Here is a 20,056-nt window from a genome sequence, read left to right as displayed (position 1 = left end):
TCTCACCGTCGAACTGACGGTGGTTGTCGGGCGAGGGGGTGAAGGTGCATGCCGCAGGGTCTCGAAGGCGTCTCCGATCATGAACTTCTGGCCCGCCATGTGGCGGGCGACCCCGACGCCTTCGGTGAGCTTGTGCGGCGGCATCGGGACCGGCTCTGGGCGGTCGCCCTGCGCACGCTGGGAGACCGTGAGGAGGCCGCCGACGCCGTGCAGGACGCGTTCGTCTCCGCCTACCGCGCCGCCCATACCTTCCGCGGCCAGTCGGCCGTCACGACGTGGCTGCACCGGATCACGGTGAACGCCTGCCTGGACCGGGCCCGCAAGGCGGCCACCCGGAAGACCTCTCCGGTGGACGACACCGAGCGGCTGGAGCAGCTCCTGGAGCCGCACGAGTCGGCCTCGGCGCCCGCCGAGCGCAACGACGTGCAGCGGCAGCTCGTCGAGGCGCTGGGCACCCTCCCGCCCGACCAGCGGGCCGCCCTGGTGCTCGTGGACATGCAGGGCTATCCCGTCGCCGAGGCCGCCCGCATCCTCGACGTGCCGACCGGAACGGTGAAGAGCCGCTGTGCCCGGGGCAGAGCCAGGCTCCTGCCCTTGCTCACCCATCTACGGCCGGACGGGCCCGGCGACGAGAAAGACAAGAAGGAGCGGGGCACGGGACGGAACCGGGCGCAGGGGACATCCGTCCCACCAGCAGCGGCACCCCGGAACAGAGGTGCGCAGGACACCGGGCCAAGTGATTCATCTGCTGTGAAGGGCGGAGGTGGGCGAGCGTGACATTCACGACGGATACGGCCGGGCATCCGGACGTCACCGAGATCTCCGACCTCACCGACGGCCTGCTGTCTCCCTCCCGGGCCGAGGAACTGCTCCGGCACCTGGACGAGTGCTCCTCTTGTGCCGATGTCCATGAGTCGCTGGAGGAGATCCGAGGGCTGCTCGAGACCTCGGCGGAGCCCCTGGAGATGCCCAGGGACGTCGCAGAGCGGATCGACGCGGCTCTCGCCGCCGAACGCGTCGGCGGCACCGCCATCGACCGGGCCGGCAACGACGACGGCGACGGCCATCACGCGCTTGTTTCACGTGAAACACCGCTCGCGGACCGTCCGGCGGGCCGCGCTCGCACCGACGGCACCGGACCGGGCCGCAAGACCCGCACGCGTCGCGGGCGCCGGAGGGTCGCCGTGCTCGGCACCGCCCTCACCGTCGCCGCCCTGGGCGTCGCGTCCGTGGTGCTGACCTCTCTGCACGACGACAAGGGGTCCGACACCACGGCTCACGGCCGGCCCAGCGCCTCCGCGGACACCTTCTCCGAGGCGACGCTCAAGAACCGGGTCACGAATCTCCTCGACAAGACCCAGACGGTGCAGGGCACCACCCACGCGCCGCACAGCTTCGGTGCGGACTCGGACCAGGGCAGCGACAAGCCGAACATCCTCAAGAGCGCGCCCACCGTCTCGGTTCCCCCGTGCGTCCTGGGGGGCCTGGGCAGCAGCACGACCCCACTCGCCGCCGAGGCGGGCACCTACAACGGCAAGGACGCCTATCTTCTGGTGCTGCCCGACGCCCCCGGAAGCAGCGCCCACGTCACGGCCTACGTCGTCGACGCGACGTGTGTCCACCGCCCGTCGGCCGCCGCCAAGGTTCTGCTCTCGCATTCCTACACGCGTTCCTGAGGGCGAACGCCTGCTCGTCGCGCGGCGCGGTACTCGCTCCATCGAGGTAGCTCCGTGTGCCCGGGCGCACCGGGAATGCACGCCCCTTAGGATCCGTTGGGTGGGGTGAGAGCAGCAAGCAAGGCTCCCCCCGGCAGTAGGCCCCAGTCCAGAGACGAGGAATCAAGCCGTGAGCGACGTCCGTAACGTGATCATCATCGGCTCCGGTCCTGCCGGCTACACGGCGGCGCTCTACACCGCGCGCGCGTCGCTGAAGCCGCTGGTGTTCGAGGGCGCCGTCACCGCGGGTGGTGCGCTGATGAACACCACCGAGGTGGAGAACTTCCCCGGCTTCCGCGACGGCATCATGGGCCCCGAGCTCATGGACAACATGCGCGCCCAGGCCGAGCGCTTCGGCGCCGAGCTGCTCCCGGACGATGTGGTCGCCGTCGACCTGACGGGCGAGATCAAGACCGTCACGGACACCTCGGGCACGGTGCACCGCGCCAAGGCCGTGATCGTCACCACCGGCTCGCAGCACCGCAAGCTCGGCCTGCCGAACGAGGACGCCCTCTCCGGTCGCGGTGTCTCCTGGTGCGCCACCTGTGACGGCTTCTTCTTCAGGGAGCAGGACATCGCTGTGATCGGTGGCGGTGACACCGCCATGGAGGAGGCCACCTTCCTCTCCCGCTTCGCCAAGTCGGTCACCGTCGTCCACCGCCGGGACACCCTGCGTGCCTCCAAGACCATGCAGGAGCGCGCCTTCGCCGACCCGAAGATCAAGTTCGTCTGGGACAGCGAGGTGGCGGAGATCCAGGGTGAGCAGAAGCTCTCCGGACTGAAGCTGCGCAACGTCAAGACCGGTGAGCTCTCGGACCTGCCGGTGACGGGACTGTTCATCGCGATCGGCCACGACCCGCGGACCGAGCTCTTCAAGGGCCAACTGGACGTGGACGAGGAGGGCTACCTGAAGGTCGCCTCGCCCTCCACCCGCACCAACCTCACCGGTGTCTTCGGCGCCGGTGACGTGGTCGACCACACCTACCGGCAGGCCATCACCGCGGCCGGCACCGGCTGCTCCGCCGCTCTCGACGCCGAGCGCTTCCTCGCCGCCCTCGCGGACAACGAGCAGAAGGCCGAGCCCGAGAAGACCACCGTCTGAGACCCCCACCACCTCACCGCCCGCATCAGTTAAGGAGCCCGCCGTGGCAGGCACCCTGAAGAACGTGACCGACTCCTCCTTCGAGGAGGATGTCCTCAAGAGCGACAAGCCCGTCCTGGTGGACTTCTGGGCCGCCTGGTGCGGTCCCTGCCGCCAGATCGCGCCGTCCCTCGAGGCGATCGCCGCCGAGTACGGCGAGAAGATCGAGGTCGTCAAGCTCAACATCGACGAGAACCCGGGTACGGCAGCCAAGTACGGCGTCATGTCGATCCCGACGCTGAACGTCTACCAGAACGGCGAGGTCGCCAAGACCATCGTCGGCGCGAAGCCGAAGGCCGCGATCCTGCGCGACCTCGAGGACTTCATCGCCGAGTGACACAGGGCCGTCGAGCAGACGGCGCATGTTTCACGTGAAACACGAATGGGCCAACCCTCTCGGGTCGGCCCATTCGTGTTGGGTAGCGACGCTGGGCGACGCTCACAACGGCCGAAGGGCCGGTTCCTTCTGCACTGCTCCCAGTAGCCGGTCGATCGCCATCTCCACATCTTCCCGCCAGGAGAGAGTCGACCGCAGTTCCAGCCGCAGTCGCGGGTGGGCGGGGTGGTGCCGGACCGTCTTGAAGCCGACCGCCAGCAGATGGTCGGCCGGCAGCACACAGGCGGGTTCCTTCCACCGGGCGTCCCCGAAGGCCTCGATGGCCTTGAAGCCTCGGCGCAACAGATCCTTCGCGACCGTCTGGACCAGCACGCGCCCCAGCCCCTGTCCCTGGTAGCCCGGCATGATGAAGCCGGTCATCAACTGCACCGCGTCCGGGGAGACCGGACTCGTGGGAAAGGCCAGGGACCGCGGCACATAGGCAGGGGGAGCGTAGAGCACGAAGCCCACCGGCACGTCGTCGACGTAGACCACTCTGCCGCAGGAGCCCCAGTCCAGGAGGACGGCGGAGATCCACGCCTCCTTCTCCAGCGCGGGCGTACCTGCCTTCACCGCGGCTTGCCCACTGACGGGATCCAGTTCCCAGAAGACACACGCGCGACAGCGCTTGGGAAGGTCCTGGAGGTTGTCCAGCGTGAGCGGTAGGAGCCTACGGCCCATGAAGGCTGATCCTCGCTTCCTGCGCCAGCGATGTCACGAGCGGCCGTCAACCAGAGGTGCTGCCGGGTGGATGCGCCGTACCCGATCGCATCGTATCCAGGATGCGATTCCATCGATACCGCCTCAAAGCAAAGGACGGACCGTGTTCCGGTATAGACCGGACACAGCCCGCCCCAGCCGAGCGCCTTCTGTCGTGCTTCCGAAGCGCAGCCGTCAACCGAGGCCGCCCCTTGTACAAGGGGCCTCAGTCGTCCGTCTCCTCCGACCCACCCTCCACGAGGCTCTTCTGCAGCACCGGGCCCTCGCCCGGAGCCAGGGTGCCGAGGATGCGCTCCAGATCCTCCATGGAGGCGAACTCGACGGTGATCTTGCCCTTCTTCTGGCCCAGGTCCACCTTCACCCGGGTCTCGAAGCGGTCGGACAGCCGGGTAGCGAGATCCGACAGGGCCGGTGAGACCCTGGCCCCGGCACGGGGGCCCTTGGACCGCGGTGCCGCCTGCGGCCGCGCCCCCATCAGCTGCACGATCTCCTCGACCGCCCGCACCGAGAGCCCCTCGGCCACGATCCGCCGGGCCAGCCGGTTCTGCTCCTCCGGGTCCTCGACCGACAGCAGCGCCCGAGCGTGCCCGGCGGACAGCACTCCGGCGGCGACCCGGCTCTGCACCGCGGCCGGGAGCTTGAGCAGTCGCAGCGTGTTGGAGACCTGCGGACGGGAACGGCCGATGCGGTCGGCCAGCTGGTCATGAGTGCAGTTGAAGTCCTTCAACAGCTGGTCGTAGGCGGCAGCCTCTTCCAGCGGGTTCAGCTGCGCCCGGTGGAGGTTCTCCAGCAGGGCGTCCAGAAGGAGCTTCTCGTCGTCCGTCGCCCGCACGATCGCCGGGATCGCCTCGAGCCCCGCCTCACGGCAGGCCCGCCAGCGTCGCTCGCCCATGATGAGCTCGTACCGCTCGGGACCGAGCTGCCGTACGACGACGGGCTGGAGGAGGCCGACCTCCTTGATGGAGGTGACGAGCTCGGCGAGCGCATCGTCGTCGAAGACCTCGCGCGGCTGGCGCGGGTTCGGCGTGATGGAGTCGAGAGGGATCTCTGCGAAGTGGGCACCCATCGGAGGTGCCGGCACTTCCGGGCTTCCGCTCGTCGGCAGTTCCGCTGTTTCACGTGAAACAGCGGGCAGCGTCGTCACCTTCGCTGCGGCCACCCCGCGATCGCTACGGTCAGCGGTCAGCACCGGAACGGCCGTGGGTGACGTGGAAGCAGCGCCCCCGACCGCCGTCTGAGCCGCCGGCCTCTCTCCTGTGGGGGCAGGTGGGATCAGTGCTCCCAGGCCACGGCCCAGCCCCCTTCGTCGATCACTCACTGGATCCCCTCCACCATGCTCGGGTCGCTCTGTGCGCCGATGTGGGCACGCATGGGGTCATAGCTGACGCCAACGCCCTTCAGCGCGATTTCTCGTGCCGCCTCGAAGTAGGAGAGGGCACCGCTCGATCCTGGATCGTAAGTCAGCACCGTCTGTCCATAGCTGGGGGCCTCGGAAATACGGACGGAGCGGGGAATGCTCGTCCGCAGCACCTCGTCACCGAAGTGGCTGCGCACCTCTTCCGCGACCTGGGACGCCAGGCGCGTCCGGCCGTCGTACATGGTGAGCAGAATGGTCGAGACGTGCAGAGCAGGGTTGAGGTGCCCGCGGACCAGGTCGACGTTGCGCAGTAGCTGCCCAAGGCCCTCCAGCGCGTAGTACTCGCACTGGATCGGGATGAGGACCTCCTGTCCGGCGACCAGCGCATTGACCGTCAGCAGGCCGAGCGAGGGCGGGCAGTCGATGAGGATGTAGTCCAGCGGCTGCTCATAGGCCTGGATCGCCCGCTGCAACCGGCTCTCGCGGGCCACCAGGGACACCAGCTCGATCTCCGCACCGGCGAGATCGATCGTGGCGGGGGCACAGAAGAGACCCTCGACGTCGGGGACGGGCTGGACGACCTCCGCCAGCGGCTTGCTCTCCACCAGTACGTCGTAGATGGAGGGAACTTCGGCGTGGTGGTCGATTCCCAGCGCAGTGGAGGCATTGCCCTGGGGGTCCAGGTCGATGACCAGGACACGGCTGCCGTGCAGAGCCAGCGAAGCGGCAAGATTGACGGTCGTCGTCGTCTTGCCCACGCCACCCTTCTGGTTGGCGACCACGATGACTCGGGTCTGTTCGGGCCGCGGAAGGCCCTCACCGGCGCGGCCTAGAGCCTCGACCGCCAGTTGGGCAGCACGACCGATGGGAGTGTCGTCCATCGGGGGTGGTGTTTCACGTGAAACATGCTCCCCCATCGACTCGGTACGGGGACCGGGGACCGGATCGGTCATCGGTCCCGCGATGTTGGCGTCGGACCGCAAGGATTCACTCTCCTCGACTTCAGGCTCGCAATGAACAGAGCCTCCCATGCCATCGGGGTCGCGAACCAGTGAGGCCTGACGTTCTGTGGAGAAATCCACCTCTGTGGACAACTCCGTTCCCTCTCCGAGTGAACCGAGCGGCTTGCGATCGCGAGGTTGGGCCGCAGCGCGACCACGGTTGATGATGCCGTGCAGCAGTGAGCGACGTTTCACGTGAAACACGATGCACAGCAGCCGTGGCCGAATTGTCGCGACACTCCGTCATGCGCAGGTTGGGCAGCTTGTGTGGAGTACGCCCGATCAGCCAAGCTGGACACGAGCACCATCGCGCCCGCTCCACAGGAGTCGTCAGCGACGGCGTCGCGTCCGCCCCGTCCGGGCCGCCTTCGCCCGCTTGGCCGCGAAGCGCACACCGCCCGGGCTCTCCCCGACCTCGACGCGCACCACCGTGGACAGCGGATCCACGACTCCCTCACCCACATGCAGGATGGAGGTCTCCACCGCGCCGAGCTTGCTCAGAGCGGTGGCCGCGCTCTTCAGCTCCTCCTCGGCCGTGTCTCCCTTGAGGGCGAGCATCTCGCCGTACGGGCGCAGCAGGGGGATGCCCCAGGTGGCCAGCCGGTCCAGCGGGGCCACGGCCCGGGCGGTCACCACATGGACCGGCGGGATCTTGCCCATGACCTCCTCGGCCCGGCCCCGGACGACCGTCACATGGTCGAGCCCGAGGAGCTCGACGACCTCCGTGAGGAAGGTGGTACGCCGCAGCAGCGGCTCCAGCAGCGTGATCTTCAGGTCCTCCCGGACCAGCGCCAGCGGGATACCCGGCAGGCCGGCGCCGGAGCCGACATCGCACACCGTCACCCCCTCGGGGACGACCTCGGAGAGCACCGCGCAGTTGAGCAGGTGCCGCTCCCACAGACGGGGTACCTCACGCGGGCCGATGAGCCCTCGCTGTACTCCTGCCTCGGCCAGCAGCTCGGCGTACCGGACCGCATCCACGAAACGATCACCGAATACGTCACGTGCCTGCTCGGGCGCAGGGGGGAGCTCCGCTGCCTCCGTCACGGGGACCGTCCTTCCGTACCGCATCAGCGCGTTCAGCGCCGACCACCAGAACTACCAGGCTGACAAGATTGCGGCCCCGCCTGCGCAACAGACGGGGCCGGTGGAGTGTGAGACCGCTCAGGCAGGAAGCACGACGACGAAGCGCTGCGGCTCCTCGCCCTCGGACTCGCTGCGCAGGCCCGCGGCCTTGACCGCGTCATGCACGACCTTGCGCTCGAACGGCGTCATCGGCCTCAGCTTCACGGGCTCGCCGCTGCTCTTTGCCTCGGCCGCGGCCTTGGCGCCCAGCTCGGACAGCTCGGACCGCTTCCTGGCACGGTAGCCCGCGATGTCCAGCATGAGGCGGCTGCGGTCGCCCGTTTCCCGGTGCACCGCCAGGCGCGTGAGCTCCTGCAGCGCCTCCAGCACCTCGCCGTCCCGGCCGACCAGCTTCTGCAGGTCACGGCCGTCGGTGTCGCTGATGATCGAGACAGAGGCGCGGTCGGCCTCGACATCCATGTCGATGTCGCCGTCGAGGTCGGCGATGTCCAGCAGACCCTCGAGGTAGTCCGCCGCGATCTCGCCCTCCTGCTCCAGGCGGGTCAGGGCGTCTGCGCCCTCGGCAGCGGCGGAGGTGGTGCCTTCCGTCACGGGATGGGCTCCTTCTTACTTCTTGGACGGGGACTTGGGCCGCTGCGGACCCTTGCGCTGCCCGGACTGCGCCTTGCCGCGCTGCCCGGACTGGGCCTTGCTGCGGTTGCCGTTCCCGGACTTCGGGGCGGACTTGCCGGCAGCGGCGGGCGGGGCGTCCTGCGGCTCGTCGGACTTGCTCAGCGACGTCGCCGGCGTGTCCGTCTCAGCGTCACCGGCCTCGGCGTCACCGGCCCCGGCCGCCTTCGGGCCGCCTGACTGGCGCTGGGCCTTAGTCTGCCGCTTGGGCTGCTGGCGCCGGGGAGTACCGGCGGTCGCGGTGGTGGTCGTGCCGTCCTCGGACTGCGCGGCGACGGCGGCCTCGCTCTTCACCACGCTGCCGTCGGTCTGGGCCGCCAGCCCGGCCTTGTTCAGGCCGTTGATGAACTTGCGCTCGAACTCGTTGCGGTCCCGGCCCTTGACGACGATCGCCTTGACGATGGCCTTCTCACGCCGGTTGCGCGTCTTGCCGTGGTGCGTCACGTGCTTGTACAGACGCTCCAGGTAGGCGGCCTGGGCCTTGGAACCCGGGGTGGGGTTGTTGTGGATGACGTACATCTGCTGGCCCATGGTCCACACGTTGGTGGTCAGCCAGTAGACGAGGACACCGACCGGGAAGTTGATGCCGAAGACGGCGAACATGACCGGGAAGACGTACATCAGCATCTTCTGCTGCTGCATGAACGGCGTCTTCACCGTCGTGTCGACGTTCTTGGTCATCAGCTGGCGCTGCGTGTAGAACTGCGAGAACGACATCAGGACGATCATGACCGCGGTCACGATCCGGACATCGGTCAGCGAGGCGCCGAGGGCCGCGACCTTGTCCGAGCTGTCCATGAACTTCGCCGCGAGCGGCGCGCCGAAGATGTGCGCCTGACGGGCGCTGGCGAGCAGCTGGTCGTCGATGACGCCGATCGTCTTGCCCGTCGCGATGCCGTTGAGCACGTGGTACAGGGCGAAGAAGAACGGGGACTGCGCCAGGATGGGAAGGCACGAGGAGAGCGGGTTGGTGCCCGTCTCCTTGTACAGCTTCATCATCTCTTCGGACTGACGCTGCTTGTCGTTCTTGTAGCGCTCCTGGATCTTCTTCATCTCCGGCTGGAGCGTCTGCATCGCGCGCGTCGCCTTGATCTGCTTCACGAAGAGCGGGATCAGGCAGATGCGGATCAGGATCACCAGGGACACGATGGACAGGCCCCAGGCCCACCCGGTGTCAGGTCCGAAGATCGCCCCGTACACCTTGTGGAACTGGACGATGACCCAGGAGACGGGCCAGGTGATGAAACTGAAAAGACTGGCAATCGTGTCCACTAATCATGCTCCTTGGGCATGGGACGAGGTCTTCGCGGCCGGGCTCGACGGGATGATCCCGTCGGTGGCCGTTTCGGCGGCGGAGGGCCCGCCCTTGCGTGCACGCCAGGCGTCACGCAACAGTTCGTGCCACCGCGGACGCTTGCGCGGAGGAACGTGGTCCACACCACCCAGCGACCACGGATTGCACCGCAGGATCCGCCAGGCGGTAAGCGCTGTTCCCTTCACCGCACCGTGCCGGTCGATGGCCGTGTAGCCGTAGTGGGAACACGACGGGTAGTACTTGCACACCGGCCCGAGCAACGGGCTGATGGTCCACTGGTACAGCTTGATGAGAGCCAGCAGCGGGTACTTCATCGCGCGCCCCCTCCCAGCAGTCGTCGAAGGGCGGCATCCAGGTCTCGGGCCAGCTGTGCGTGGTCGGCGTCACCGGCTCCGGGCAGCGCTCGTACGACTACCAGGCTACCGGGGGGCAGCAAGGCGACTCGGTCACGCATCAGATGGCGAAGTCTGCGCTTCACGACGTTGCGCACGACCGCGCCACCCACTGCCTTGCTCACGACGAAACCCGCACGCGGCGGGGGAGCGCTCTCCCCTGGCGCGTGCGGGTCCGTGGCACCGCTACGAAGGTGGACGACAAGGAGTGGGCGTCCTGCCCGGCGCCCTCGTCGTACCGCGGTCGCGAAGTCCTCGCGCCGCCTCAGCCGGTTCTCGGTGGGCAGCACGACGTCATGACCTGACCGGGATCAGGCGGACAGACGGGCGCGACCCTTGCTACGGCGGGACGCGAGAATCGCGCGGCCGGCACGGGTGCGCATACGCAGCCGGAAGCCGTGGGTCTTCGCGCGACGACGGTTGTTCGGCTGGAAGGTGCGCTTGCTCACTCGGGGGCTCCAGAAATAAATCGGTAGTGGCGGGGTGCCGTCCTGGCTGTCACCGTGCGCCCACGAGTAGCTCGCAGTAACGCCCGAGTGCACCGCTTACCGATCACCTTGACGCGATCTGTGCCCATCGGAGGCAGGCGGCAGCAGCCATCGACAACTCGACCTGGTTACGGTACGCGGGGCTGCGCCATCCGGTCAAACCAGCACCACGTGCGAGACACTTGTCCACAGGCTGGGGACAACAACTTGAACCGTGGCCGCCGCCCTGACTACCGTGGCTGGACTCCCATTCGTCGACTTGTCCCCCGTTTACACCCCGCCCCGTCCCGAACCACACGTTCGTGGGAACCCGTGAGAGAGCGTGCCCTGTGGCTGACGTACCCGCCGATCTTGCCGCAGTGTGGCCGCGAGTACTGGAGCAGCTTCTCGGAGAGGGCCGCGGACAGGGCGTCGAGACGAAGGACGAGCACTGGATCCGCCGCTGCCAGCCGCTCGCGCTGGTCGCGGACACCGCCCTGCTCGCCGTTCCGAACGAGTTCGCGAAGGGCGTCCTGGAGGGCCGGCTGGCCCCGGTCGTCAGCGACACGCTGAGCCGGGAGTGCGGCCGCCCCATCCGTATCGCGATCACCGTCGACAGCTCCGTCGGCGAACCCCAGAACCCGACGCCTCCGGCGCCCGGCTCGCGCTACGAGGAGCAGGAGCTGCCCACCGGCCAGGGAGGCTACGAGGGCTACGGCCGCCACCGCGGCGAGCCGCGCCCCGACAGGCACCGCCCCACCGGCCGCGCCGACCAGCGCCCGGACGGCTCCGGCGAGCAGCTGCCGCCGCCGACGCGCACGGGCCCGCAGCAGGCCGACAGCACGGATTCGCTGCCGACCGCCCGCCCGGCCTACCCCTCGGACTACCAGCGCCCAGAGCCCGGCGCCTGGCCGCGCCCCGGCCAGGACGACTACGGCTGGCACCAGCAGCGGCTCGGCTTCCCGGAGCGGGACCCCTACGCAACGCCGAGTGGGCAGGACCCCTACGGCCCGCGCGACGGCTACGGCCAGCAGGACTCGTACGGTTCCAAGGACGCCTACGGCTCGCAGGACTCGTACGGACCCGGCAATGACTCCTACCGGGGTTCGCAGGACTACCGTCCGCGACCGATGGACCGGGCTCCGTACGACCAGCCGCGCTCCGACTACGACTCCTCCCGCGGCGACTACGACCAGCGGGACTACGACCAGCGGGACGCCGGGCGCCGGGAGCTGCCCGAGCCGCCGGCGGGCTCCGGGCCGGTGCGCCACGGGGGGCCCGCGGGCCCGGGCCCGTCCGGCACCGGCGGCGTGGGCCCTTCGTCCGGGCAGCCCGCGCCGGCGAGCGGCCCGGGCGAGCCGACCGCGCGGCTGAACCCGAAGTACCTCTTCGACACCTTCGTCATCGGCGCGTCCAACCGCTTCGCGCACGCGGCGGCGGTCGCCGTCGCCGAGGCGCCGGCCAAGGCGTACAACCCGCTCTTCATCTACGGCGAGTCGGGACTCGGCAAGACGCACCTGCTGCATGCGATCGGTCACTATGCGCGCAGCCTGTACCCGGGCACGCGCGTGCGGTACGTGAGCTCGGAGGAGTTCACCAACGAGTTCATCAACTCCATCCGCGACGGCAAGGGCGACAGTTTCCGCAAGCGCTACCGCGAGATGGACATCCTGCTCGTCGACGACATCCAGTTCCTGGCGGACAAGGAGTCGACGCAGGAGGAGTTCTTCCACACCTTCAACACGCTCCACAACGCCAACAAGCAGATCGTCCTCAGCAGTGACCGGCCGCCCAAGCAGCTGGTGACGCTGGAGGACCGGCTGCGGAACCGTTTCGAGTGGGGTCTGATCACGGACGTCCAGCCGCCCGAGCTGGAGACGCGCATCGCGATCCTGCGCAAGAAGGCGGTGCAGGAGCAGCTGAACGCCCCGCCGGAGGTGCTGGAGTTCATCGCCTCCCGGATCTCGCGGAACATCCGTGAGCTGGAGGGCGCGCTGATCCGGGTGACGGCGTTCGCCTCGCTCAACCGGCAGCCGGTGGACCTGGGCCTGACGGAGATCGTCCTGAAGGACCTCATCCCCGGCGGCGAGGACACGGCTCCGGAGATCACGGCGAGCGCCATCATGGCCGAGACCGCCCAGTACTTCGGGCTGACGGTGGAGGACCTGTGCGGCACCTCGCGCGGGCGCGCGTTGGTGACCGCCCGGCAGATCGCCATGTACCTGTGCCGTGAGCTGACCGATCTGTCGCTGCCGAAGATCGGCGCGCAGTTCGGCGGACGCGACCACACGACCGTCATGCACGCCGACCGCAAGATCCGCGCGCTGATGGCGGAACGGCGCTCCATCTACAACCAGGTCACCGAGCTGACCAACCGCATCAAGAACGGCTGACGGCCGCCCAGAGCAGCGCCGAGGGCGCCCCGGGGAGCGACTCCCCGGGGCGCCCTCTCGCATGCGTCGGGGCCTCGCCCGGCCCGTAGGACTCTCGATCGGCCCCCAAGTCCGTCGACCGGACCCCAGAACTGTCGATCGGGGGCGACGCCACCCACAGCCAGCCACAGCGTGGTGTTCGATTAAATGCCTGGTTACGGCCGCTCTCCACAGATTGGGTGACTTTCTTCCGTCCACATCCTGGGGACTGTGAAGTTGTCCCGAACGGCATCCACAGGCATGCCGCGGCGCAGCCATCGCCCCAGCTCAGCAGCCTGTGGACTCGTGGACGAGCGATCTCCACAGACTGTGGACGAAGCGGAGATCCACAGGCTGTGCACGAAGTTGTCCACGGGCAACCCACAGGCTGCGCCCCGTTGTCCCCAATGATCCGTCCGTTCTCCACATCCCTGTCCACTGTTCGGCAACGCGACGCCCCCGGTCACCGCGTCGAGTGAAAGCCGTCACACGAAGCTGCCGGATTGGGGTGTGGGAAACGTGGGTAAATCTGGGGACGCAGCTGGGGAGAACTGACCTCAGGCTGTGGGCGGGGTGTGCAGAACTTCCTGTTCTCCACAGAGACCCCGAGTTGTCCACTGCCGTCGCCCACAGGGCCCGTGGACAAAATTTCCGCGCTGAGCTGGGCAAACGTGGTTATCCACGGTATCCACAGGCCCTACTACTACTCCCGACTAGAGAGAGTGCGGAATTCGTTTCGAAGCGGGACCTGTGCACAACTTGCCCGCCGGACCCCGACCGTCCCTCGGAGCGACTTGACCCCGACAGGCACCTACTGTCAGTGGCGTGCGTCAGACTGGTCCCCGGTGTCCTTCCCGTCGCAGTGGGTGGTGACACCGAGTCGGAGGACTCAGTAGCAACAGCAGGAGGCGGCTTACGGTGAAGATCCGGGTGGAACGCGACGTACTCGCGGAGGCAGTGGCCTGGGCGGCACGCAGCCTCCCGGCCCGTCCGCCGGCGCCTGTTCTCGCCGGCCTCCTGCTGAAGGCCGAGGACGGCCAGCTGAGCCTGTCGAGCTTCGACTACGAGGTCTCCGCGCGGGTGTCGGTGGAGGCCGAGGTCGAGGAGGAGGGCACAGTCCTCGTCTCCGGCCGGCTCCTCGCCGACATCTCCCGGGCCCTGCCCAACCGCCCGGTGGAGATTTCCACAGACGGTGTACGGGCGACGGTGGTCTGCGGCTCCTCCCGCTTCACGCTCCACACACTGCCTGTGGAGGAGTACCCGGCGCTGCCGCAGATGCCGAACGCGACGGGCACGGTCCCCGGCGAGGTCTTCGCGGCCGCCGTCGCGCAGGTGGCCATCGCCGCCGGCCGCGACGACACGCTGCCCGTCCTGACCGGTGTGCGCATCGAGATCGAGGGCGACACGGTCACGCTGGCCTCCACCGACCGCTACCGCTTCGCGGTCCGCGAGTTCCTGTGGAAGCCGGAGAACCCGGACGCCTCCGCGGTCGCCCTGGTGCCCGCCAAGACCCTGCTGGACACCGCCAAGGCGCTGACCAGCGGTGACAGCGTGATCCTGGCGCTGTCCGGCTCGGGCGCCGGTGAAGGTCTGATCGGTTTCGAGGGCGCGGGCCGCCGGACGACCACCCGGCTCCTCGAAGGCGACCTGCCGAAGTACCGCACGCTGTTCCCGACGGAGTTCAACTCGGTCGCCACCATCGAGACCGCCCCCTTCGTGGAGGCCGTCAAGCGCGTGGCCCTGGTCGCGGAGCGCAACACCCCGGTGCGCCTGAGCTTCGAGCAGGGTGTGCTGATCCTGGAGGCCGGCTCCAGCGACGACGCACAGGCTGTGGAAAGGGTCGACGCCCAGCTCGAGGGCGACGACATCTCCATCGCCTTCAACCCCACGTTCCTGCTGGACGGTCTGAGCGCGATCGACTCCCCGGTGGCCCAGCTGTCCTTCACGACCTCCACCAAGCCGGCGCTGCTCAGCGGCAAGCCGGCGATGGACGCGGAGGCGGACGTGGCCTACAAGTACCTGATCATGCCGGTGCGGTTGAGCGGCTGAGCCGCGCGAAGTGGCGGCGCTGGTCCACAGCCTGTGGGCCGGCGTGCGACGAAGTCACAGGTGGGGACGTACGTATGAGCGCGTATGCCCACGGATGTGCGCGAGCGTCCGGGTTTAGGCTCGGGCGCGGGTACGAATGTGCCCTCACGCCACGTCGGACACCTAAGGACACAACTGATGGAGCTCGGTCTCGTCGGCCTCGGCAAGATGGGCGGCAACATGCGCGAGCGGATTCGCCGCGCGGGCCATACCGTCATCGGATACGACCGCAACCCGGACCTCGCGGACGTCGACAGCCTGCAAGAGCTTGTGGAGAAGCTACAGGGCCCGCGAGTGGTCTGGGTGATGGTGCCGGCCGGTGCCCCGACCCAGTCGACCATCGACGAGCTCGCCGAGCTGCTGCAGCCTGGTGACGTGGTCGTGGACGGTGGGAACTCGCGCTGGACGGACGACGAGAAGCACGCGAAGGAGCTGGCCGCCAAGGGCATAGGCTTCGTCGACTGCGGAGTCTCCGGCGGTGTCTGGGGCCTGGAGAACGGCTACGCGCTGATGTACGGCGGCGACCCGGAGAACGTCGCCAAGGTGCAGCCGGTCTTCGACGCGCTCAAGCCGGAGGGCGACTTCGGCTCGGTGCACGCCGGCAAGGTCGGCGCGGGCCACTTCGCGAAGATGGTCCACAACGGCATCGAGTACGCGATGATGCAGGCCTACGCCGAGGGCTGGGAGCTCCTGGAGAAGGTCGACTCCGTGGACAACGTCCGCGAGGTCTTCCGCTCCTGGCAGGAGGGCACCGTCATCCGGTCCTGGCTGCTGGACCTCGCCGTCAACGCCCTCGACGAGGACGAGCACCTCGACGAGCTGCGCGGCTACGCACAGGACTCCGGCGAGGGCCGGTGGACCGTGGAGGCCGCCATCGACAACGCCGTGCCGCTGCCCGCGATCACGGCCTCGCTGTTCGCGCGGTTCGCCTCCCGCCAGGAGGACTCGCCGCAGATGAAGATGATCGCCGCGCTGCGCAACCAGTTCGGCGGCCACGCCGTAGAGAAGAAGTAGTCCACAGGGGTCCACAGGCCCCAGGACCGCCCGGTACCGTCCGGCGGTCCGCAACGCTGAGGGAGGCCGGCGAACGACCATGCACGTCACGCATCTGTCGCTGGCCGACTTCCGCTCGTACGCCCGGGCCGAGGTCCCGCTCGACCCGGGCGTCACCGCCTTCGTCGGCCCCAACGGCCAGGGCAAGACCAATCTCGTCGAGGCGATCGGCTACCTGGCCACCCTGGGCAGCCACCGGGTCGCCTCCGACGCCCCCCTGGTGCGCATGGGCGCCGAGCGGGCGGTGATCCGCGCCCAGGTCAGGCAGGGTGAGCGGCAGCAGCTGGTCGAGCTGGAGCTGAACCCGGGCAGGGCCAACCGCGCTCGCATCAACAGGTCGTCCCAGGTCAGACCGCGTGACGTGCTGGGCATCGTACGGACCGTGCTGTTCGCGCCGGAGGACCTGGCCCTCGTCAAGGGCGACCCCGGTGAGCGGCGCCGCTTCCTGGACGAGCTGGTCACGGCCCGCTCCCCGCGCATGGCGGGCGTGCGCTCCGACTACGAGCGGGTCCTCAGGCAGCGCAACACACTTTTGAAGTCGGCCGCGCTGGCCCGCCGGCACGGCGGCCGTTCCATGGACCTGTCCACGCTGGACGTGTGGGACCAGCACCTCGCGCGCGCGGGCGCGGAGCTGCTCGCCCAGCGCCTCGATCTGATCGCCGCGCTGCAGCCGCTGGCCGACAAGGCCTACGAGCAGCTGGCGCCCGGGGGTGGCCCGGTCGCGCTGGAGTACAAGCCGTCCGCGCCCGGCGCGGCGCACACGCGCGAGGCACTGTTCGAGCAGCTCATGGCCGCGCTCGCGGACGCCCGCAAGCAGGAGATCGAGCGGGGCGTCACCCTGGTGGGACCCCACCGGGACGACCTGGTGCTCAAGCTGGGGCAGCTGCCCGCGAAGGGATACGCCTCCCACGGTGAGTCGTGGTCCTACGCGCTGGCGTTGCGCCTGGCGTCGTACGACCTGCTGCGTGCCGAGGGCAACGAGCCGGTGCTGATCCTCGACGACGTCTTCGCCGAGCTGGACACCCGTCGCCGCGAACGCCTGGCCGAACTGGTCGCGCCCGGTGAGCAGGTCCTGGTGACCGCCGCGGTGGACGACGACGTGCCGCATGTGCTGGCGGGTACGCGGTTCTCCGTGTCGGAAGGGGCGGTGGAGCGCGTATGAGCGAAGCGCGTATGAGCGGCGAGCACGACCCGGTGCGCCGGAAGACGTCCCCGGAGGATTCGTCCCGGAAGCCGTCCTCGGTGGACGCCCCGAAGACGGCCGAGCCCTCTGGTGTCGACCTGGCGCGGGTGGCGCTGCGCGCGGCGAAGGAGGCGGCACGCGCGCGGGGGGACGCGGCGCAGCAGAAGCGGCAGGGGAGGCGCGGCGGGCTGCGCTCGGGTGTGCGCGCCGACGGCCGTGATCCGATGGCGCTGGGCTCGGCGATCAACCGGCTGATCACCGAGCGCGGCTGGGAGACCCCGGCCGCCGTGGGCGGTGTGATGGGGCGCTGGCCGCAGATCGTCGGCGCGGACGTGGCCAAGCACTGTGAGCCGGAGAAGTACGACGAGGACGAGCGGGTGCTGAGCGTGCGCTGCGACTCGACGGCGTGGGCGACCAATCTGCGCCTGCTCGCCCCGACGCTGGTGGCCCGTCTCAACGAGGACCTGGGCCATGGCGCGGTCCGGCTGATCAAGGTGAACGGTCCCGGTGGCGGCGCTCGTCGGTACGGTCCGCTGCGCGCGCCCGGCAGCGTCGGGCCCCGCGACACCTATGGGTGACGGACCTCACAAAAATCCGTCGTAGAGGCCGGCCGGCGGGCGCCCGGCCGCGGTCCGGCGTGCAACCGCACGCTCTTGCGAACAGCTACCTGACCCCTGAGTAGCGAAGGGTTGACGGCCGGAAGCGCTGAGTGCCGCTGTGAGCCTCTTGGAGCCCCCTTCCGCATATCGGGACCCGGCGGAGACCGGTTCAGGGCGCCACATGCGGACTCAGGTACCGGCAAACCCCCATCACTGTCGGCGCTACCGGTAGACTGGAAGCCGATCCCGCCCCGAACGTGGGGACCGTCCGGGAAAAGCTGAGCAACGCTGAGCAACGCTGATCAAGGCTTACCAACGCAACATGCCGCAGCCGCTCCGGCACCCCCAGGAGCCTGGCTCGTGCTGTGCCAGAAAGGGCGCTTCGTGGCCGATTCCGGCAACCCCAACGAGAACATCCCGTCCACCGACGCCGGCGCTGACCCGGCCGCCTCTTCGACCTCATCGAACGGTGAGGTGACGGCCTCGTACGACGCCAGCGCCATCACCGTCCTCGAGGGCTTGGACGCGGTCCGCAAGCGACCCGGCATGTACATCGGTTCGACCGGTGAGCGCGGCTTGCACCACCTCGTGTACGAGGTGGTCGACAACTCCGTCGACGAGGCGCTGGCCGGGCACGCGGACACCATCGATGTGACGATCCTGGCCGACGGCGGCGTACGCGTCGTCGACAACGGCCGTGGCATCCCGGTCGGCATCGTGCCCTCGGAGGGCAAGCCGGCCGTCGAGGTCGTGCTGACGGTGCTGCACGCGGGCGGCAAGTTCGGCGGCGGTGGCTACGCGGTCTCCGGTGGTCTGCACGGTGTCGGCGTCTCCGTGGTCAACGCCCTGTCGACCAAGGTCTCGGTCGATATCAGGACCGACGGCCACCGCTGGACGCAGGACTACAAGCTGGGCGTCCCGACCGCTCCGCTCGCCCAGCACGAGGCGACGGACGAGACCGGAACCTCGGTGACGTTCTGGGCCGACCCGGACATCTTCGAGACCACCGAGTACTCCTTCGAGACGCTCTCGCGGCGTTTCCAGGAGATGGCGTTCCTGAACAAGGGTCTGACGATCAGGCTGACCGACGAGCGCGAGTCGGCGAAGGCGACCTCCGGCGCGGACGAGGCGGGTGCGGACCAGAAGGCCGAGGTCAAGTCGGTCACGTATCACTACGAGGGCGGCATCGTCGACTTCGTGAAGTACCTCAACTCCCGCAAGGGAGAGCCGGTGCACCCCTCCGTCATCGACCTCGAGGCCGAGGACAAGGACAAGAGCCTGTCCCTCGAGGTCGCGATGCAGTGGAACAACGGTTACAGCGAGGGCGTGTACTCCTTCGCCAACATCATCCACACGCATGAGGGCGGTACGCACGAGGAGGGCTTCCGTGCCGCGCTGACCTCCCTGATCAACAAGTACGCGCGCGACAAGAAGCTGCTGCGGGAGAAGGACGACAACCTCACGGGTGACGACATTCGCGAGGGTCTGACCGCGATCATCTCGGTGAAGCTGAGCGAGCCGCAGTTCGAGGGCCAGACCAAGACCAAGCTGGGCAACACCGAGGCGAAGACCTTCGTGCAGCGGGCGGTCTACGAGCACCTGACCGACTGGCTGGACCGCAACCCGAACGAGGCGGCGGACATCGTCCGCAAGGCCATCCAGGCGGCCACCGCGCGTGTGGCGGCCCGCAAGGCCCGTGACCTGACCCGCCGCAAGGGTCTGCTGGAGTCCGCGTCGCTGCCGGGCAAGCTCTCCGACTGCCAGTCGAACGACCCCACCAAGTGCGAGATCTTCATCGTCGAGGGCGACTCCGCCGGCGGCTCGGCCAAGTCCGGCCGCAACCCGGAGTACCAGGCGATCCTCCCGATCCGCGGCAAGATCCTCAACGTCGAGAAGGCGCGCATCGACAAGATCCTGCAGAACCAGGAGATCCAGGCGCTGATCTCCGCGTTCGGCACGGGTGTGCACGAGGACTTCGACATCGACAAGCTCCGCTATCACAAGATCATCCTGATGGCGGACGCCGATGTCGACGGCCAGCACATCAACACCCTGCTGCTGACCTTCCTGTTCCGCTTCATGCGGCCGCTGGTCGAGGCGGGCCACGTCTTCCTGTCCCGTCCCCCGCTGTACAAGATCAAGTGGGGCAAGGACGACGTCGACTACGCCTACTCCGACCGCGAGCGCGACGCCCTGATCGAGATGGGACGGCAGCGCGGCAAGCGGGTGCGCGAGGACTCCATCCAGCGCTTCAAGGGTCTCGGCGAGATGAACGCCGAGGAGCTGCGCGTGACGACGATGGACCAGGAGCACCGCGTCCTCGGCCAGGTCACCCTCGACGACGCCGCCCAGGCCGACGACCTGTTCTCGGTCCTGATGGGCGAGGACGTCGAGGCCCGCCGCCAGTTCATCCAGCGCAACGCCAAGGACGTCCGCTTCCTCGACATCTGAGTCGGTCTCAGCTGACCGCACCAGGAAGGAAC

19 protein-coding genes are annotated in these 20,056 nt (G+C 68.7%); 10 read left to right on the top strand and 9 right to left on the bottom strand.

Going from position 1 to position 20,056, the window contains the following annotated elements:
* Nucleotides 1-48 precede the first annotated feature (48 nt).
* From sigM to trxA, 4 genes are all read left to right on the top strand, one after another.
* Nucleotides 49-777, top strand: coding sequence for an RNA polymerase sigma factor SigM (sigM, locus tag R2S09_RS01805; RefSeq protein WP_306184561.1), 729 nt, complete (start codon nt 49-51; stop codon nt 775-777).
* Nucleotides 774-1,676 carry a zf-HC2 domain-containing protein gene (locus R2S09_RS01800; protein ID WP_316739369.1) on the top strand — a complete coding sequence of 301 codons (903 nt, stop codon included), beginning with the start codon at nt 774-776 and terminating at the stop codon, nt 1,674-1,676. Before sigM ends, R2S09_RS01800 begins: the two co-directional genes overlap by 4 nt.
* 169 nt (nt 1,677-1,845) lie before the next feature.
* Nucleotides 1,846-2,817: a thioredoxin-disulfide reductase gene (gene trxB / locus R2S09_RS01795; RefSeq protein ID WP_316739367.1), complete on the top strand. Its 972-nt coding sequence runs from the start codon at nt 1,846-1,848 to the stop codon at nt 2,815-2,817.
* Between the two features lie 43 nt (nt 2,818-2,860).
* Nucleotides 2,861-3,193 carry a thioredoxin gene (gene trxA / locus R2S09_RS01790; RefSeq protein WP_030168520.1) on the top strand — a complete coding sequence of 111 codons (333 nt, stop codon included), beginning with the start codon at nt 2,861-2,863 and terminating at the stop codon, nt 3,191-3,193.
* Between the two features lie 102 nt (nt 3,194-3,295).
* Here the strand turns inward: trxA and R2S09_RS01785 are convergent, their stop codons facing one another.
* The 9 genes from R2S09_RS01785 to rpmH all read right to left on the bottom strand — a co-directional run bounded on the left by R2S09_RS01785 (nt 3,296) and on the right by rpmH (nt 10,221).
* The gene (locus R2S09_RS01785; RefSeq protein WP_306184568.1) at nt 3,296-3,913 is read right to left on the bottom strand and encodes a GNAT family N-acetyltransferase; all 618 of its coding nucleotides are present in this window, start codon (nt 3,911-3,913) and stop codon (nt 3,296-3,298) included.
* Nucleotides 3,914-4,157: 244 nt separating this feature from the next.
* Nucleotides 4,158-5,270: a ParB/RepB/Spo0J family partition protein gene (locus tag R2S09_RS01780; protein ID WP_316739363.1), complete on the bottom strand. Its 1,113-nt coding sequence runs from the start codon at nt 5,268-5,270 to the stop codon at nt 4,158-4,160.
* Nucleotides 5,267-6,340, bottom strand: a complete 1,074-nt coding sequence (locus tag R2S09_RS01775; RefSeq protein ID WP_078917019.1) for a ParA family protein — start codon at nt 6,338-6,340, stop codon at nt 5,267-5,269. Before R2S09_RS01775 ends, R2S09_RS01780 begins: the two co-directional genes overlap by 4 nt.
* 300 nt (nt 6,341-6,640) lie before the next feature.
* The gene (gene rsmG / locus R2S09_RS01770; protein WP_316739361.1) at nt 6,641-7,357 is read right to left on the bottom strand and encodes a 16S rRNA (guanine(527)-N(7))-methyltransferase RsmG; all 717 of its coding nucleotides are present in this window, start codon (nt 7,355-7,357) and stop codon (nt 6,641-6,643) included.
* A gap of 117 nt (nt 7,358-7,474) precedes the next feature.
* On the bottom strand, nt 7,475-7,987 hold the full coding sequence (locus R2S09_RS01765; protein WP_306184574.1) for a R3H domain-containing nucleic acid-binding protein: 513 nt from the start codon (nt 7,985-7,987) through the stop codon (nt 7,475-7,477).
* Between the two features lie 15 nt (nt 7,988-8,002).
* Nucleotides 8,003-9,337, bottom strand: a complete 1,335-nt coding sequence (gene yidC, locus R2S09_RS01760; RefSeq protein WP_306184576.1) for a membrane protein insertase YidC — start codon at nt 9,335-9,337, stop codon at nt 8,003-8,005.
* Nucleotides 9,338-9,340: 3 nt separating this feature from the next.
* On the bottom strand, nt 9,341-9,694 hold the full coding sequence (gene yidD / locus R2S09_RS01755; RefSeq protein WP_306184577.1) for a membrane protein insertion efficiency factor YidD: 354 nt from the start codon (nt 9,692-9,694) through the stop codon (nt 9,341-9,343).
* Entirely contained in the window at nt 9,691-10,062 is a 372-nt protein-coding gene (gene rnpA / locus R2S09_RS01750; RefSeq protein ID WP_306184579.1) for a ribonuclease P protein component, read from the bottom strand. Before rnpA ends, yidD begins: the two co-directional genes overlap by 4 nt.
* Nucleotides 10,063-10,083: 21 nt before the next feature.
* Nucleotides 10,084-10,221, bottom strand: coding sequence for a 50S ribosomal protein L34 (rpmH, locus tag R2S09_RS01745; protein ID WP_003956500.1), 138 nt, complete (start codon nt 10,219-10,221; stop codon nt 10,084-10,086).
* Nucleotides 10,222-10,589: 368 nt separating this feature from the next.
* Here rpmH and dnaA point away from each other — a divergent pair, with 368 nt between their 5' ends.
* The 6 genes from dnaA (at nt 10,590) to gyrB (ending at nt 20,024) form a co-directional block, all read left to right on the top strand.
* Entirely contained in the window at nt 10,590-12,632 is a 2,043-nt protein-coding gene (gene dnaA, locus R2S09_RS01740) for a chromosomal replication initiator protein DnaA (RefSeq protein WP_316739356.1), read from the top strand.
* Nucleotides 12,633-13,568: 936 nt separating this feature from the next.
* Nucleotides 13,569-14,699, top strand: a complete 1,131-nt coding sequence (gene dnaN / locus R2S09_RS01735) for a DNA polymerase III subunit beta (RefSeq protein ID WP_306184582.1) — start codon at nt 13,569-13,571, stop codon at nt 14,697-14,699.
* Between the two features lie 177 nt (nt 14,700-14,876).
* Nucleotides 14,877-15,752, top strand: coding sequence for a phosphogluconate dehydrogenase (NAD(+)-dependent, decarboxylating) (gene gnd, locus R2S09_RS01730; RefSeq protein WP_306184584.1), 876 nt, complete (start codon nt 14,877-14,879; stop codon nt 15,750-15,752).
* Between the two features lie 79 nt (nt 15,753-15,831).
* A complete protein-coding gene (gene recF / locus R2S09_RS01725; RefSeq protein WP_316739354.1) occupies nt 15,832-16,953 on the top strand; it encodes a DNA replication/repair protein RecF in 1,122 nt (373 codons plus the stop codon).
* Nucleotides 16,950-17,552: a DUF721 domain-containing protein gene (locus R2S09_RS01720; protein ID WP_399143908.1), complete on the top strand. Its 603-nt coding sequence runs from the start codon at nt 16,950-16,952 to the stop codon at nt 17,550-17,552. Before recF ends, R2S09_RS01720 begins: the two co-directional genes overlap by 4 nt.
* 381 nt (nt 17,553-17,933) lie before the next feature.
* Nucleotides 17,934-20,024, top strand: coding sequence for a DNA topoisomerase (ATP-hydrolyzing) subunit B (gyrB, locus tag R2S09_RS01715; protein WP_306184589.1), 2,091 nt, complete (start codon nt 17,934-17,936; stop codon nt 20,022-20,024).
* Nucleotides 20,025-20,056: the final 32 nt, after the last annotated feature.

It is taken from the genome of Streptomyces sp. MK7, from assembly GCF_032658145.1.
Taxonomy (GTDB): Bacteria; Actinomycetota; Actinomycetes; order Streptomycetales; family Streptomycetaceae; genus Streptomyces; species Streptomyces spiralis.
The sequence above is the reverse complement of the archived record's forward strand: the minus strand, read 5'-3'. Positions and strand labels throughout refer to the sequence as shown.

Coding starts and splice junctions, on each gene's coding strand:
- R2S09_RS01775 (WP_078917019.1), bottom strand. CDS start 6,340: ATGGGAGGCTCTGTTCATTGCGAGCCTGAAGTCGAGGAGAGTGAATCC.
- yidD (WP_306184577.1), bottom strand. CDS start 9,694: ATGAAGTACCCGCTGCTGGCTCTCATCAAGCTGTACCAGTGGACCATC.
- recF (WP_316739354.1), top strand. CDS start 15,832: ATGCACGTCACGCATCTGTCGCTGGCCGACTTCCGCTCGTACGCCCGG.
- R2S09_RS01720 (WP_399143908.1), top strand. CDS start 16,950: ATGAGCGAAGCGCGTATGAGCGGCGAGCACGACCCGGTGCGCCGGAAG.
- sigM (WP_306184561.1), top strand. CDS start 49: ATGCCGCAGGGTCTCGAAGGCGTCTCCGATCATGAACTTCTGGCCCGC.
- gnd (WP_306184584.1), top strand. CDS start 14,877: ATGGAGCTCGGTCTCGTCGGCCTCGGCAAGATGGGCGGCAACATGCGC.
- R2S09_RS01785 (WP_306184568.1), bottom strand. CDS start 3,913: ATGGGCCGTAGGCTCCTACCGCTCACGCTGGACAACCTCCAGGACCTT.